This window comes from uncultured Subdoligranulum sp., assembly GCF_937890665.1.
In genome coordinates this window covers 21,254-37,281 of the sequence record NZ_CALADU010000087.1, presented here as the reverse complement: position 1 = coordinate 37,281, position 16,028 = coordinate 21,254, and the positions used below count along the sequence as shown (strand labels likewise).

The window sequence follows — 16,028 nt, the reverse complement described above, 5'->3', positions numbered from 1 at the left end:
TGGCCCCTATGGGGCCGTTTTGCAAACCCCACGTTCAACGTGGGGTTATGATTTACATCGTTTCCGGTGCGTTTCGCTTATATACCGGGTCAGCCTTGTTCTTGCTTCCCCTTCTGGGGAAACAGCACCAGATCCAGCCAGTACAGGCAATCGGCGAACCATTCCGCCACGTGGGGGTCCGCCCAACGCTGCTTTTCCGGTTCTTCCACCGGCGGAGTAGCCAAGGAAAGACCATGCACACCGTAGGGGTAAATGTGCATTTCAAATGGAACCTTTTGTTCCGCCAGTTGCTGGGCAAACAGCAGGCTATTCTGTACCGGAACCAGTTCATCGGCCGCCGTGTGCCACAGAAAAACCGGAGGTGTTTCTTGGGTAACATGGCGTTCCAAACTGAAATACTGTGCCTGCCGCTCCCAATCAGCCGACGCAGTTCCCTGCGGTTTAGGGCCTAACAGGGCCTCGAAGCTGGGACGGTGCGCATAGGTTCCCGCCGTAATGACCGGATACCCCAGCACCACGGCATCGGGTCGTACTGTACGATCCGGCATAGCCGGGTCTTGAACATCCTGCCAGTGAACAGCCAGACTGGCCGCCACATGGCCGCCTGCCGAGAAACCGCACACCACAACCGGTTTTTCCGGCTGCCGGCTTCGCACCTGCCGCACCGCTTCTGCCAGTTGGCACAACGGTGCCTTGCCCGGTGTCACCTGAGGAGCTGCCAGCGTATAGGACAACACCCACACTGTCCAGCCGTCGGCGGCAAAGGCATCGGCCACCGGCTGTGCTTCCCGAGGGGAAAGCCATTCATAGCCGCCGCCGGGGCAGAGCACCACGTTGCCTTTCAGATGCCCCTGCCCTTCTGCAGCCTTATGTAGGCGTTGTTCCCATTCCACCAGACTGTCTCCTTTCATGATGGTATCGGCCCAACCGGTTTATACGCCAAACCCGAAAAATTCATTCGCATTGCGGAAACATACGTCCTCAATGACTTGGCGAATCGCTTCTTCGCCGGAGAAATACTCGCCCCGCTCGATCAACTGGCCCAGATAGTTGCACAGGACGCGGCGGTAAAGTTCATGCCGCGGGTAGGAGATAAAGCTCCGGCTGTCGGTCAGCATGCCCACCGACAGACTGACGGGATACAGGTTGGCGCAGGCCTCGAATTGCCGCTGAATGCCAAAGGCCTGATCGTTGAACCACCAAGGAGCACCCAACTGTACCTTTGCTTTGGTGCCGTTGTCGCAGAATCCCGCCGCCAAAATGGCCCAGGTCTCGATTTTTGTACCGTCCAACGGGTACAGAATGGTTTTGGGCAGTTCCCCTGCGATGGTCAGCCGGTTCAGCAGCTCTCCGACGCTGGTCACAGAGCACTGGTCATCGGCGCAGTCAAAGCCGGTGGATTGACCGACCCGCTGTACACCGGTGGTGTTGGCGTCCAAGTAGGTGCCGATATGCAGCTGCATGACATACCCGTTGCGGTTATACCGGCGCGCCATCTCGTACAGGAAGGCGCTCTGATACTGATCCACTTCGTGGTCGGTCAGCGGAATATTGGCACGGCCTTTGCGGAAGATCTCCTCGATCTCTGCGTCGGTGTAATCCGCCCAAGTAAAGTGCGGGATTCCGTCGTCGCTGACGGTGGTTCCCGTCGTCTGCTGGAAAAACCGGAGCCGTGCTTCCAGCGCGTCCAACATGGTGGCAAAGGAATCAATGGCCACGCCCGACACCTGCGCCAGCTTTTCCAAGTAGGCAGAGAAGCTCTCCAATCCCACAAACATCGCTTTGTCAGGACGGAACGCCGTGATCACCCGCGTAAACATCTCTTCCTTTTGCAGGGCGATGTGATACCGCAGATCATCGACGGGATCTTCGGTGGTGCTGACAAGACGCACGTTGGAATGCTCCATGCACCAACGGCGGGTCATGTGCTTTTCGTGGATCATCCGGGTGGTCTTTTGATAGATCTCCTCCGCGTTTTCCGCGCAAAGAGGCTCATCAATATCAAAATAGCGTTTCAGCTCCAGCGCACACCAGATATAGATGGGATTGCCCACCAATTTGGGCAAAATCTCTGCGAAAGCCAGATACTTGTCATGATAGCTGGCCGAACCGGTGATATACTCTTCCGCAATGCCGAAGGTACGCATGGCCCGCCATTTGTAATGGTCGCCACGCAGCCACATTTCGCCCAGATCTTCAAACTCTTTGTTTTCGTAGATCTCCACCGGCTGCAGATGGCAGTGATAGTCGATGATCGGCATCGGCTCCGCATACTTATGATAGAGCATCCGGCCGGTTTCGTTGGTCAGAAACAGTTCTTCGTTGAATTTTGTATTCATACGTTTCCTCTCCACTCAAAAACCGATCAAAGCACCGCCGTCTACCGGGATGCAGCTACCGCTGATATACCGTGCCGCATCGCTGCACAGGAAGGCCGCACACATACCCACGTCCATGGGATCGCCCACCGTCTTAGCGGGAATACGGCCCATGATCTTCGCCAAACGCGGCGGGTCATTATCGGTAGCCTTGTGGAACATCGGCGTGTCGATCCAGCCCGGTGCAATGGCATTGACCGTAACGCCGTACTCTGCCAATTCGGCCGTCAGCGTATGGATCATGCCCAAGAAGCCTGCCTTGGCGGTAGAATAGCCCGCCACCTGCGGCTGACCAATGTAGCTCGTCATGCTGGCCTGGAAGACGATGCGGCCATACTTCTGCTCTTTCATGTAAGGCACAACCGCCTTGGTCATCGCAAAAGAGCCGACGAGGTGGACATCCAGCACGCGCTTGTAGTCTTCCACCGTCATATCCCAGATGAACTTTTTGCAGTGGTTGCCCGCATTGTTGATGAGAATGTCAATGCGGCCCTGCTCCTGCACGATACGGTCCACAAGGGCCTGTGCATTGTCGGTATCGGTAATATCAAACTGGTAAAATGCCGCCTGATCGCCAAACTCCGCCAAAGCATCGGCAGCCTGCTCCGGTGCCTCGAAGCTGACCACACACACCTTCGCGCCGGCGCTCACCAAGCAGCGGGTGATGGCCAGACCCAAACCGGTAGAGCCACCCGTCACAATCGCCACACGGCCCGTCAAATCATACCACTTTGCCATAGCAAAGTTTTGCATCTGTTCTTGCGTAAACGCAGCCATAAAGATTTGCCTCCTTTTTCGACATTATTTGTCGATCTCGCAAGCACGCTGGAATGCCACTTGCTTTTCTTGATATTTGTAAGGGATAAAAAATTCTCGATGACCCAGCGCTTCACTCTTCGTTTGGGTTCCTGCGGCGATCTGCGCCACATACTGCGCCAGTTGTTCGGTGAGTTCCGCCTGCGTGACAGCGCCGCGCAGAATCGGGCTGGCATCGAACTCCATATCGCCCGCCATGCGGGTGAAGGTCTCGTGATTGCCGGTGATCTTGATGCAGGGCGCCACCGCGCTGCCCACCACGCTGCCCCGTCCAGTAACGAGGAACACAATGTGGGCACCGCAGCTTGCAAGGTCCATCAGCCCCTCGTTGTCGTTGGGGTTGGTGATTCCAAACTGCATCCAGTGGGGGTCCGGCGTAGAATCCAGCAGCCACAATCCGTGCTGCGGCGGCTGTACCGAAACTTTCAGTACCCCTTGGATGGGGCGGGACCCGCTTTTGATCACCGCGCCCATACTCTTTTCTTCAATGGTGGAAAGTCCTCCGGCAAAGTTGCCGGGGCTGACGGAATACTGCCGTACCGAGCGGCAATAGTCCAGTGCTTTGTCGTAGGTGTAGCGAATCTCCTGCGCAGCCTTCTCATTGGCAGCACGTCCCACCAACAACTTATCCAGACCGACGGCCTCGACGATTTCCTCAAAAATCGCCGCACCGCCTGCATCCACCAAGCGGTCAAAAAAGCGTCCTACCACCACATTGCCGGCCAAGCCGCTGGTATAGTCACTGCCGCCGCATTCTGCACCGATGATCAGATCGGACATGCCCATCTCCACCCGCGGCGTGTTTTGCAGTTCCTGCAGCAGTTCTTTCACCCAGCACAGTCCCTTTTCAATGGAAGGCGCTGTACCGCCCTGCTGCTGAATGAACATCCAGCGCGCAGGTTTTCCCGCATGCTCGGCAATGTCGGCCAGCCATTGGGGCTGGATATACTCACATCCCAGCCCCACGGCCAAAACCGCACCCACATTGGGGTGACGAATCAGGCTGATGAGCAGATCGACAGCATATTGGTTGTCCGTACAGCCGTCAAAGCCGATCAGTTCCACATCAGGATGAGCGCTTTGCTCCACAATGCGGCGCGCCACAAACTCAGAACACTTGACGGTGTAAATAACCAGCACCCGGTTGCGGATGCCCGGAGGTCCGCTTTGTCTGCGATACCCTTGCCATTTTTGCTGCATTGCATCCATATGCTGTACCTCACTCATACTTGGTATCTTTGGGCGCACCGGTATTTACGTCCAGATGTCCCGAGCGCTCGTCATAGATGCTGTGCATCACATGCAGGTGCACCCAGCTCCCCGCCGGGATGTCCACCGTTGCACGGCCGATGACCACACCGTATTTCACAATATCCTCTCCGGCTCGTATGGCACACAGTGCAATTTTATGCCCTACCGGAATATCGCCGACCGCAACCAGCGAAGGAATCGTATGCTCGCCGGTCAGAACAACGGAATCCCCTTCTGCAATGGGATCCAGCGCTGTGGCAACGTTGTCCTGCAAATCAATCTGAAATGCGACGATCTCCTTTTGCATATCGCACCTCTTTCACAGCACGCCGAAAGTACGGAAAGCCTCAGTGGAAGACATGCCCTGCTCAATGGCGCGGCGCATCGTCTTTTCAGCGCTGGCTTTTTCCAGTGCACGTTCCAGAACCTCATCCTTGACTTGACGCGGGATGATCAGCACACCGTCAATATCGCCAAAGACAAGGTCGCCGTCATGAATGGTGACCTGCCCGATCTCGATGGTGCAGCGGTAGTCAAACACATAGGTGCGCACCGAGGAATCCTGCGCCCAGCAGTGGGTGCAGAACACCGGGAAGTTCTGTTCCAGCACCTGCGGGGTGTCCCGGCTGTAACCGTCCACCACCGCGCCCACCGCGCCGCGCGCCTTGGCGGTAGCGGTAAGCAGCTCGCCCCACAGTGCACTGTTGTGCGCACCGGTAGCCACATAAACTTCATTGGGCTGCAGTTGGTCAAGTGCTTCGGTCAGGTAACCGAACGGCTTTTTGGGGTTGTCAAAGACATCGTTTTCCAGCACCGTGCAGGCATACCCCGCAATCTTGAGACGGTTGTCCTGCTGGGTGCGGTCAATGAACGCATCGGCAGGGACCAGCGATTCCAAGGGGCGGATCTCGGCCGGAAGGAACTGATGTTTATATCCCATCTGGTCCAAGATATCCCCCACCACCGGGGTATACAGCTTTTCTTTCATGAGGCGGAACATTTCCTCATCGTTTTTCCACATCGGCATAGTATCGTCATCCTTTCCGAGCTGTCACATCATCATCTCAGGCAGCCACATAAAGCTCTGGGGGAAGTAGGTCAAAATCAACAGCGCAATGCCCATTACAGCATAGAACGGAATCATCTTTTTGGCCAGCTTTTCGATTCGGATTCCCGAGATTGCACTGCCGATGAACAGCGTAGAACCAACCGGCGGGGTCAGCAAGCCAATGCCAAGGTTGAGGACCATCACAATGCCCAGATGAATGGGAGAGAGACCCAGCGACATCCAGATGGGCAGGATAACCGGCGTCAGCATCAGGATCAGGCAGGCCATTTCGACCAAGCAGCCCAGAACCAGCATGAGGATGTTGAGCATGATCAAGATCACGATCTTGTTGTCGGTCAGGTTGAACAGTGCCGTAGAGACCATCGTGGGCACCTTCAGGTAGGTCAGCAGGTAGGTAAAGGATCCGGACACACCGATGAGGATCAGCACCTTGCCCAAGGTCATGGTAACGTTGTGGAAGATATTGGGGATATCCCGCAGCTTAAAGCCTTTATAGATGAACAAACCTACGACCAGAGACCAGACCACGGCGCAAGCGGCGGATTCGGTGGTGGTAAACACACCGGTAATAACGCCCACGACCACGATCAGCACGGCCAGCAAGCCCCAGATGGCACGGCCCAACGATTTGATGCATGCGATCAAATTGAATTTGCCGGTGACGGGGATATTCATCTTTTTGGAGTAATAGTAGGAGTAGATCATCAGCACGATGGAGAGCACCGCGCCGGGGACATAACCGGCCAAAAACAACTGGCCGATGGAAACGCTGGTGACACCAGCTGCTGCCAAAGTATAGATAACCATGTTTTGGCTGGGAGGAACCAGAATGCCTTCCACCGAGCTGGCCATCGTCAAGCAGGTAGAGAACGCACGGTCATAGCCCTGTTCTTCCATCATTTTGATTTCGATGGGGCCCAGAGAAGCACAGTCCGCAGAAGAGGAACCGGAGATGCCGCCGAAGAAGAAGGAGGCCACTACGTTGACCATCGCCGCGCCGCCGCGAATCCAGCCGACCAGTTCTCGGGAGAAGTCGATCAGCGTTTCGGTAACACCGCCGGCGCCCATCAATTCGCCCATGAGAATAAAGAACGGAACCGCCAACAAGGTGTAAGAGTTCAGGTTTGTTACAAAACGCAGAGCCATCTGCATCGGGTTGATGCCCAGATAGAAAAATACCAGCAGCGACGAAGTACCAATGGCATAGACCACCGGCACCCGCAAAAAGACAAGCGCCAGAAATACGCCGACCAAAAGCAGCGTTGCAATCATCGTTGTCGTCATTTTTCGGTTGCCTCCTTTTCCTTTTTATCCATGCGATAGAACCAACCGGAAACCAGCCCCGCCAGATGCAGTACGCCCGATACCGGCAGCGAGAGATACATCACCATATACGGAATATTTAAACCCGCCATGGTATTATTGCGGGACTGCTGCATAAGCTGAATGCCGTACACGATCATAAAAACCGCAAAGCAGAAGATGCAGACGGTGGCCAGTACATCGGTGGCAAAGATTTGCCGCTCCGACATTTTTTCGTCGAACATGGTCACTTGCAGATGTTCGTTGGTACGCAGAACCAGCGTAGATCCCAAAATGCTCATCCAAGTCAGCAGCAGCAGCGAGAGCGGCTCGCCCCACGCAGGAGAGGCATGCAATACATAACGACCTAAAAAGATATAAAAGACTACGGCGACCAGTGCGGCCAACATGATAACGCAAACATGCTTCACAATGCCGAACACCACTTTGTCAATCGCCATCCACACTTTTTTGAAGCTTTCCATACGCGTAGTGAATCCTTTCCACTTTTAGTAGAAAGGGGCGCCTTTCGGCGCCCCCTGAGTTTCAGTGTGCACGATGCACGCCGGATTCTCTGCCCCGCTTATGTCGGACAGATTACACGGTTTTCATCAATAATCGGCGTTCTTCAGACGCTCGATCACAGCCTGGCTCTCCTCGTCATAGGTGGCGTAGACGCTCTCACAGGCAGCGGACCAATCGGTCAGATCGGGTACTTCCAGAACCGTGACGCCCTTCTCTTCAAACTGGGCATAGCATTCTTCCACCTTCTGGACGTTGTACTCGTAGCAAGCAGCGCTGGCAGCGTCGGCAGCCTCGGCAATCCAGCCCTTCTGCTCATCGGTGAAGGAGTTCCAGCGGTCTTTGTTCATCAGGATGACGCCGCAGCCGAAGGTGTGCGCATCGGTGATGAAGTAGGGCGCGACCTCGTTGTAAGAGTTGGCCAGATAGTTGACGATGTCGTTCTCGGCACCATCCACAACGCCGGACTGCAGCGAGGTGTACAGTTCCGCGTAGGCGATGGGCGTAGCAGAAGCACCCAGCGCGCTGATGGTGTTAACCATCAAATCGGTCTCGGGCACGCGAATCTTCAGGCCCTTCATCATATCCAGCGTAAATTCGCTGGGGCTGCCCAATGCCTTGTAGGTGTTCTCGGTGATGAACATCTGGCGGGGGCTCTCGGTGAGCCAGCCCAAAGCGACATAGCCGCAATCCGCTTCGTCGACAGAATCCAGCAGTTCCTGACCCAGATCACTTTCCGCCATCTGCTGGAACTGCTCCATATCCTTAAAGAGGAAAGGAGCACCGGTCAGGCTGATCTCGGTGGCGCCGTAGTTGGACAGCGAAGAAGCGTTGCCGCGGAAGATGTCCAGCGTGCCCATCTGGATGCCCTGCATGGACTCGGCCTCGTTGCCCAGCGTACCATTGAGGTACAGCTCAACAACGATCTGTCCGCCGGAAAGTTCTTCCAGCTTCTCGGCAAAGGTGTGCGCACCGACCGTGCCGCCGTAATCTTCGCCGTTGACTTCGTTCCAGGTCAGGACGATCTGATCCCCGCTGGCGGCTGCTTCGGAAGAAGGCTCAGCCGTTTCGGTGGACGTAGCCCCGGCCGAGGTAGAAGTGGCGCTTCCGCCGCAGCCCGCCAAAGCAACCGTCATGCAGGTCGCCATTGCCGCCGCCAAAATTCTCTTTTTCTTCATTGTGTTTGCCTCCCTTTAAATTGAATATCCGCAATTCAGAAAACCGTTTTCGTTGGTGCTACAAAAAGGAGCATGCGCTACCAAAACGTTTTTCTTTTGTTGAGTCAATCATAGCACCGTTCCTTTCTTTTGTCAAATATGTTTATTGTTTTTCCTCTGTTTAGTTTTAAATTTAGTCATTTTTCCACAAATCAGCATGGCGGCTTTTATTAACCTTGCCAATTCAAAAGCCAAACACCAAAAGAATATTGACACTTCCTTGTCGAATTGCTAAAATTAAGAAAAACGTTTTTTATTCCTTTGTTCGTCAAAAATTTAAAAAATGTCATAAAAGCATCACATAAAGGAAGGGATTCACCTTATGATCGTCACAAAATTTGAAAGCTGGTGGGTCGAACGCGGCAAATGCCTGTTCGACGAACGCCGTCAAGGCGGTGCCAAGATGGGCTGGGATGTGCTGGTCATCAAGTTGACGACCGACACCGGCATCGAAGGCGTGGCAACCTGCATGGCTGCACGCAGCGGTGCTGTCAGCGAATCGTATCTGCAAGAGACCATCGCCCCCGTCGTTCTTGGCCGGGACCCCCACGACCGCGAAGCCATTTTCCAAGCGCTGTGGGTCATCGACCGGCACGAAGCATTCTTCCCGGTATTCCTGCCCGGCCCGGTAGATGTTGCCCTGTGGGATATTTGCGCCAAAGAAGCCGGGTTGCCTCTTTATAAGTATATTGGCGCCTACCGTGACAGTCTGCCCGTCTATGCCAGCAGCAACTTCCTTCCCACGGTGGAAGATTATGTAAAAGAAGCCCTTTACTACAAGAGCAAGGGCATCAAAGGCTACAAAGCTCATCCGGCAGGCCCTGTCGAATTCGACATGAAGGTTCACGCCGCCGTGCGGGAGGCCGTGGGCGACGATTACGTGTTGATGACCGATCCCGTAGGCGACTACACCTTGGACGAGGCCATCCGTGTAGGACGTCAGCTTGAAAAGCTGAACTACAAATGGTTCGAAGAGCCCTTCCGGGATTTCGAGCTGTATAAGTACACCGAGCTTTGCCGTGTGCTGGATATTCCCATCGCCGCCACCGAAACCACCCGCGGCTGCCATTGGGGTGTCGCGCAGGTCATCGCCCAGCGGGCTGCCGACATCGTCCGTGCCGACGTAAGCTGGAAGGACGGCGTGACCGGCACACTAAAAATCGCGCACATGGCGGAAGGCTTTGGTTTGAACTGCGAAATCCATACGACTACCATGAATTATATGGATATCGTCAACCTTCACGTCAGTTGCGCGATCAAGAACTGCGAATATTTCGAATATTTTGTGCCGGAGGACAACTATCGCCTTCCCATGAAAGGCGACTTGCCCATCGACGAAAACGGCATCATCCACGTACCCAATGCGTCAGGAATCGGCGTAGAACTGGATTGGCCTCTGATCGAGTCGGCCTGCCACAACTACATCTGTCAGGAATACGGGAAATAACCCCCGTCACTGCAACAGATACCGGTAGTGTTCGTTTTCATACATCATCAAGTTGCTTTTCAGCACTACCTCGCTGCCCACATAGATGCGGTCTTCCTCCGGGATTTTACCGGAAGAAAGATATTCTACCAGATAGCGGATGCCCACATACCCTTGGGCATAGGGATTTTTCTGGATGGCAATGTTGATGACGCCGCGTCGAATCCGATCTGCTGTGGTTTCCGGTAGGTCGGAACCGACAGCATAAATGCGGGATGCCTTACGGCTTTCCTCCAAAGCCTGTCCCAACATGACCGTACCTTGCGAGTAAACACAACAAGCGGCTGCAATATCCGGGCGGGACAATTTTTCAAAGATTTTTTCGTAGTTTTTCTGGCTGATCAGCCAGGAGTTGTCCCGGTAGACAAGGTTTTCGCAGCCGTTTTCTCGCATGTAATCCTCAAACCCCCGCACGACCAAGGTGTGTGCCGCCCATTTGGGGTTGCCGGCGCAAAGCAGAATGCTGCCGAAAGGCGGAATGTGGTCGGTAATAAGCTGTGCCATGGTACGGCCTATTACATCATATTCCGGCTGGATGCAGCACAAGCAATGGCAGCGCATCAGATCGGAGCCGATACTGACCACGGGAATGTCCTTGGCCATCACCGCACGCCACCCGGCTTCGGTTTCGGCTTCGTCTATATGACCTACCGTTAAAATCCCATGCAGTTCGCCGGTTTCCGCCAAAGCTGCCATCTGCTGAAATCGCTCTATCTTATTGTGATCCGAGAAGGGCAATTCCACCGGGTCCAGTTTAACGTTGGCTTTAGCAATGTAATCCCGAACGCCAAACCACATGGTCTGGTAATAGTACTGCCCTTCCCCTTCATCACTGGGCAGCAAGATGGCAATGCGCTGGGTACGGCGCTTGAGGTTGGAGGCCAACGGATTGGGCTGATACCCCATTTCCTGCGCCACACGGCGAATCCTGCTGCGGGTCTCCTCGCTAACGCCGGACTGTCCATTCAATGCGAAATGAACGGAACTGATCGAGACACCTGCTTTGGCCGCCACGTCGCGGATGGTAACTTTTTTGTCCACTGTTTTTCCCTCATCGCATAAATTTTGGTGCAGGTCCACTATCCTGCTCTTACTAAAAAGTATTATACAACAAAAACCTTTTTCTGAAAACAAACTTTTATTGGGAGGTATATCATATGGCATCATTAAGCGGCAAGGTCGGTATTGTCACAGGCGGCAGCAGCGGCATTGGTTTCCAGATCGCCAATGTTCTGGCCGAAAACGGCGCCACGGTCTATAACATCAGCCGTACCGGCGCCCCGAAGGAAGGCGTTGGAGAAAGCGCGCCGGGCGTGCGCCATGTGAAAGGCGACATCGGGGATGACGCCGCCATGCAGACGCTGATCGCGCAGATCGCTGCCGACAACGGCGGTTGCATCGACTTCCTTGTGAATAACGCCGGCGCCTCCTACAAGTGCCGCGCCGAGGACTTCCCCATGGATCAATTCGATCATATCATGGATGTGAATGTCAAATATGTATTCCGCATGAGCCAGCTCTGCTATCCCTACCTGAAGAAGTCGGCCGACCGCGGACGCATCATCAACATCACCAGCATGAGTGCGCATCTGGGCTTTTCTCTGGTCATCCCCTACTGCACCAGCAAGGGCGCCGTACTGGCTTTGACCCGTGGTTTGGCGGTGGAATGGGCACAGGACAATATCTGTGTTAACAGCATCGCACCCGGCTGGTTCCGCAGCAAGATGACCGAAGCCATTGTGGACCCGGAACGCGAGCAAAAAATCTTGAACCGCATGCCGCTGCACGCTTATGGCGACACCCGTGATCTGGGCGCCATGGCCTGCTTCCTTTGTGGTCCCGGAGCTGCCTACATCACCGGTCAGGATTTTGCCGTAGATGGCGGCGCTTTGGCGTACGGCTATTAAGCTTCTCTTTTTCTTTTGCATCACCTTCTGCCCTATCGCAGCATAGCCTGTGGGCAGGAGGTGTTTTTTGTATGCCCAATGGAACCTTACTTGTATACGCTTCAGTCGCCGGACAGGCGGCGCCTCTGCCCGGCGTGCAGTTGGCGGTACTGGACGAATCGGGCGCAGTGGTAGCGCGCCTTGCCACCGATGCATCCGGTGCCAGCGAAGCGCTTTTTCTTCCCGCCCCGGACGCTTCTTACAGTCTGGATGAGAACAACCAAACCGTGCGGCCCTATTCCGTCTACCGCCTGACGGCACAAGCAGATGGTTGGCAAACACAAATCTTGGACGGTGTGCAGATTTTTGACGGCCAGCAAACGGTGGCCCGCCTGAACTTTTTGCCTGCCGCCACCGCCGACAATCCTTCCTTGGCGGACATCCGCAGCGAAGAACAAAACGGCGAGGTTATCACCATTCCTCCCCACGCTCTTTTTGCTGGAGGCGGCGGCAGCGGCCCCACTCCAGAAGAAAATCCCAATGCCCGTGTGCTGACCGAGGTGGTGATCCCGAAGAAAATCACCGTGCATCTGGGCAAACCTTCCGCCAATGTCAGCAATGTAACCGTAGGCTTTCAGGAATATATCGCCAACGTAGCCTCCAGCGAAGTCTACCCCACTTGGCCGGAAGAGGCCCTCCGCGCAAACATTTTGGCGCAAATCAGTCTGGCCCTCAACCGCATCTGGACCGAATGGTATCCCAGCCGCGGGTACTCCTTTAACATCACCGGTTCGCCGGGCTATGACCAAGCCTACGTGGAAGGCCGCACGGTTTTTGCTGTAATGGAACGCCTTACCGCAGAGCTGTTTAACACCTACGTTCGCCGTTCCGGCGACCAAGAGCCCTACTTCACCGAATATTGCGACGGCAAAACGGTAACCTGTCCCGGCATGAAGCAGTGGGGCACCGTAGATCGTGCCAACGAGGGAAAAAACGCTTTGCAGATCCTGCGCTACTATTACGGCGACCGGGTTCAACTAGTAACCACCAACAATATTGCTTCCATCCCTTCCAGCTGGCCGGGCGTCACCCTAAAGCGAGGATCTACCGGCACCAGTGTCAGCATCTTACAGCGGCAGCTTTCCCGCATTGCCAAGGACTACCCCTCTTTCGGCAAGCCCGAAGTCACCGGTACGTTTGACGCCGCCACCGAACAGTGCGTAAAAAATTTCCAGAAGCAATTCAGCTTGACGGCCGACGGTCTGGTGGGCAAGGCTACGTGGTATAAAGTCAGCTACATCTACGTCAGTGTTAAGGATCTGGCCGAACTGACCAGCGAAGGCGAGACCGCCACTGGTACCGAGAGCACCGGCGGTTGGCCCGGCACGGTGCTGCGCCGCGGTTCTACCGGCAGCGACGTGGAACAGGTGCAGTTCTGGCTTTCGGAATTGGCGCAGTTCAACAGCGCTTTGCCCAACCTGACAGTAGATGGGAACTTTGGCGCCGCCACCGAGCGGGCCGTGAAAATTTTCCAACAGGAACAGGGATTGACCGCAGACGGTGTGGTCGGGCAGGCCACGTGGGATGCCCTGTATGCCGCCTGGTTGGATATGCAGAGCGATCTGGGCGGCACGGCTTGGCCCGGCACGGTGCTGCGCCGGGGGGATACCGGTATGGAAGTGCGTCTTGTGCAGTTCTGGCTGCGGTTGGCAGCCGACAACTATACAGCGCTTTCGGCTGTCAGTGTAGACGGCAGCTTCGGCCCTGCCACCGAGAAAGCCGTCACTGCTTTTCAGAACCTATTCGGCCTAACGGCAGACGGTTTGGTAGGCCGCGCCACTTGGAATAAATTAAACGAAGTAGCACTGGCGGTAGCCAATGAAATTGTAGACCCGAACATTGCGCCCGGCCAATTTACCAGCACCGTGCGGGAGGGCAGCCGCGGCACTGCAGTACGGGCGGTGCAGTACTATATCCGCCGGCTTTCTGCCTATTACAGCGATATTCCTTCGGTCACCGTGGATGGCGTCTTTGGTGCTGCCACTACCCGCGCCGTCAAAGCATGGCAAGCGCGGGCAGGGTTGACGGTAGACGGCGTAGTGGGGCAACTGACCTGGAACAGTCTGTACAACGCCGCCCAGCAACTGCAAACCAGCGGCCCCGTCGTGCGAACCGCTTCCCTGCCTGCACCGTCCACCACTTTAGAGGTAGGCGACAGTGGTACCAGTGTCGCTCGTCTGAGCCGTCTGCTCTTATTCTTGAGCCGATGGATCCCGGAAATCAACTTTTTAGGCAGCGACATTCCCACTTCGGAGTTCACATCCAATCTGGAAATCGCCGTGCGCAGTGCCCAACGCTATTTTGGACTCCCCGAGACCGGCGCCGTCACCGCTGCCAACTGGTCGGTGTTTAAGCAGGCTGCACAAGCACTGGCAGAGGTCAACCCGGCAGCCGCTGCCCCAGAACCCGCCGGGATTTGGCCGGCTTCCGGCCTAGCTTTGGGCAGTTCCGGTCCGGCGGTATTGCAGGTGCAGCACTGGTTGAATCTAATCGCCACGGTAGATCAGGGATACAACTTTGTTCCGGAAACCGGTGAACTGGACGCCGCCACACAAGACGCCTTAGAGAGTTACCAACTGACCGCCGGTCTGCCCACACTGGGTGTGGTAGACGCCGATACTTGGGAGAGCTTACAACAGGCAGCGCAGGCACTGTGCAGTACCTGTCGGGGCATGCAGGAGGGTTGAGACAATGGCAAAAGTATTTGTATACGATTCCTACACCAACAAGTTTTACACCTATACCCTCGGCGAAAACGATCCTATGCCTTACAGCTCCGGCACCACGCTGCGGGTACGGGAATTCCGTGGTTCCAGCAAAGCCAACGTGTTATGGACGACGGTGGCGGCCATGGAAGCGTGGAACCTGACCCGCCGCAACTATGGCAGCGGCATCCCGGTGGGGTATGCTTTCAAACGCATTTGGGAGGGTAGTCACGGCACCACCAGCCAGCATTACGCCGGTGTCGCCTTTGACGTGGGGCAAAGTTTGAGCAGTACGGCACGGCGCAAGATCTACAACACCGCTGTGGCCACCGGCGCCTGGGGGTATGTGGAGCCGCTTTCCATGACGCCCACTTGGGTACACTTCGACCGGCGCTACGGTACCCCCGCCTGCCCCAATACCACGGCAGGCTACCCCACGGTACGCCGCGGCAGCCGCAACACCTATGTGCTGATCTTACAAGATGCACTTAACGCACTGGGCTATCCCAGCGGCTCACTGGATGGCATCTTTGGTTCCGCCACCGAAAGCGCGCTGAAAGCGATCCAGAAGGATTTTTCACTAACTGCAGACGGCATATGCGGCTGCAACAGTTGGAAAAAGATTGCTTCTGCTGCGGTGGGGATTGGCCGCACTCCGACAGTCGTTGATAAATAAAAGCACAACTGGTATAATGAAAAAAACGTATAGACAAAGGATGTGATCCACTGTGGATATGATGGAATTTTTGCGGACCTTGCGCACCTATCGCCGCTTCGAGCAGCGTCCCGTCGCGCAGGAAATTTTGACCGAAGCGGTAGAGGCGGCCCGCATTGCCAGCTGCGGCAACAATCGCCAGACCCTGAAGTATATGATTGTGCAAAGCCCTGAGGCTGTAACGGCGGTGCAGCCGTTGGTACACTGGGCGGCCAGCTTGCCCCCTGAGCAGGGTACGCCCAAACCTGACGAGCAGCCGGTAGCTTTCGTTGCAGTACTGCAGGATGAGCGCATTCCCGGCTGCAGCGATACTGATGTCGGGCTTGCCATGGGCAATATGACTGCCGCCGCTTGGGCCCATGGAGTGGGAAGCTGCATGATGGGTTCCATCGACCGCCCGGCGCTGAGCAAGCTGCTGGCGCTGCCTGAGGGCGTAAAGCTGCGGTATATGGTAGCATTTGGCTATCCCAGCCACCAGAGCCATCTGGTCACCGCCCAGAACGGCGATACCAAATACTATCTGGATGATGCCCGGGACTACTGTGTTCCCAAGCGCCCGCTGGAGGAAGTCCTTCTGAAAACGCTGTAACCGAGTAAAAAACGTCCCCGACCATTTTGGTC

15 protein-coding genes are annotated in these 16,028 nt (G+C 55.6%); 5 read left to right on the top strand and 10 right to left on the bottom strand.

The annotated features are described in order from the left end of the window. Positions 1-89: 89 nt before the first annotated feature. The 9 genes from Q0526_RS04970 to dctP all read right to left on the bottom strand — a co-directional run bounded on the left by Q0526_RS04970 (position 90) and on the right by dctP (position 8,516). Entirely contained in the window at positions 90-911 is an 822-nt protein-coding gene (locus Q0526_RS04970) for an alpha/beta hydrolase (protein ID WP_298731350.1), read from the bottom strand. Positions 912-932: 21 nt separating this feature from the next. Then, positions 933-2,339 carry a glucuronate isomerase gene (gene uxaC / locus Q0526_RS04965; protein WP_298731349.1) on the bottom strand — a complete coding sequence of 469 codons (1,407 nt, stop codon included), beginning with the start codon at positions 2,337-2,339 and terminating at the stop codon, positions 933-935. 15 nt (positions 2,340-2,354) lie between these two features. Further along, the gene (locus tag Q0526_RS04960) at positions 2,355-3,155 is read right to left on the bottom strand and encodes an SDR family NAD(P)-dependent oxidoreductase (RefSeq protein ID WP_298731348.1); all 801 of its coding nucleotides are present in this window, start codon (positions 3,153-3,155) and stop codon (positions 2,355-2,357) included. 24 nt (positions 3,156-3,179) lie between these two features. After that, positions 3,180-4,421, bottom strand: a complete 1,242-nt coding sequence (locus Q0526_RS04955; protein WP_366522030.1) for a UxaA family hydrolase — start codon at positions 4,419-4,421, stop codon at positions 3,180-3,182. Beyond that, a complete protein-coding gene (locus Q0526_RS04950; protein ID WP_298731347.1) occupies positions 4,414-4,752 on the bottom strand; it encodes a UxaA family hydrolase in 339 nt (112 codons plus the stop codon). The genes Q0526_RS04955 and Q0526_RS04950 overlap by 8 nt, the downstream gene beginning before the upstream one ends. Before the next feature lie 12 nt (positions 4,753-4,764). After that, on the bottom strand, positions 4,765-5,472 hold the full coding sequence (locus Q0526_RS04945) for an RraA family protein (protein WP_298731346.1): 708 nt from the start codon (positions 5,470-5,472) through the stop codon (positions 4,765-4,767). A gap of 24 nt (positions 5,473-5,496) precedes the next feature. Then, positions 5,497-6,798, bottom strand: a complete 1,302-nt coding sequence (locus Q0526_RS04940; protein ID WP_298731345.1) for a TRAP transporter large permease — start codon at positions 6,796-6,798, stop codon at positions 5,497-5,499. Beyond that, a complete protein-coding gene (locus Q0526_RS04935; protein ID WP_298731344.1) occupies positions 6,795-7,301 on the bottom strand; it encodes a TRAP transporter small permease in 507 nt (168 codons plus the stop codon). Before Q0526_RS04935 ends, Q0526_RS04940 begins: the two co-directional genes overlap by 4 nt. 126 nt (positions 7,302-7,427) lie before the next feature. After that, entirely contained in the window at positions 7,428-8,516 is a 1,089-nt protein-coding gene (gene dctP / locus Q0526_RS04930) for a TRAP transporter substrate-binding protein DctP (protein ID WP_298731343.1), read from the bottom strand. Between the two features lie 361 nt (positions 8,517-8,877). Between dctP and Q0526_RS04925 the strand changes: the two genes are divergently transcribed. Continuing rightward, positions 8,878-10,002, top strand: a complete 1,125-nt coding sequence (locus Q0526_RS04925; protein WP_298731342.1) for an enolase C-terminal domain-like protein — start codon at positions 8,878-8,880, stop codon at positions 10,000-10,002. 6 nt (positions 10,003-10,008) lie between these two features. Here Q0526_RS04925 and Q0526_RS04920 read toward each other — a convergent pair whose 3' ends face one another. Further along, positions 10,009-11,082 (bottom strand): sugar ABC transporter substrate-binding protein, encoded by a 1,074-nt coding sequence (locus Q0526_RS04920; protein WP_298731341.1) that lies wholly within the window; start codon positions 11,080-11,082, stop codon positions 10,009-10,011. A gap of 116 nt (positions 11,083-11,198) precedes the next feature. Here Q0526_RS04920 and Q0526_RS04915 point away from each other — a divergent pair, with 116 nt between their 5' ends. The 4 genes from Q0526_RS04915 to Q0526_RS04900 all read left to right on the top strand — a co-directional run bounded on the left by Q0526_RS04915 (position 11,199) and on the right by Q0526_RS04900 (position 15,996). After that, positions 11,199-11,948, top strand: a complete 750-nt coding sequence (locus Q0526_RS04915) for an SDR family oxidoreductase (protein ID WP_298731340.1) — start codon at positions 11,199-11,201, stop codon at positions 11,946-11,948. A 71-nt stretch (positions 11,949-12,019) separates the two neighbouring features. Beyond that, positions 12,020-14,674 carry a peptidoglycan-binding protein gene (locus Q0526_RS04910; RefSeq protein WP_298731339.1) on the top strand — a complete coding sequence of 885 codons (2,655 nt, stop codon included), beginning with the start codon at positions 12,020-12,022 and terminating at the stop codon, positions 14,672-14,674. A gap of 4 nt (positions 14,675-14,678) precedes the next feature. Then, positions 14,679-15,368, top strand: a complete 690-nt coding sequence (locus Q0526_RS04905) for a peptidoglycan-binding domain-containing protein (RefSeq protein ID WP_298731338.1) — start codon at positions 14,679-14,681, stop codon at positions 15,366-15,368. 58 nt (positions 15,369-15,426) lie between these two features. Beyond that, on the top strand, positions 15,427-15,996 hold the full coding sequence (locus Q0526_RS04900) for a nitroreductase family protein (RefSeq protein WP_298731351.1): 570 nt from the start codon (positions 15,427-15,429) through the stop codon (positions 15,994-15,996). Positions 15,997-16,028 lie beyond the last annotated feature (32 nt).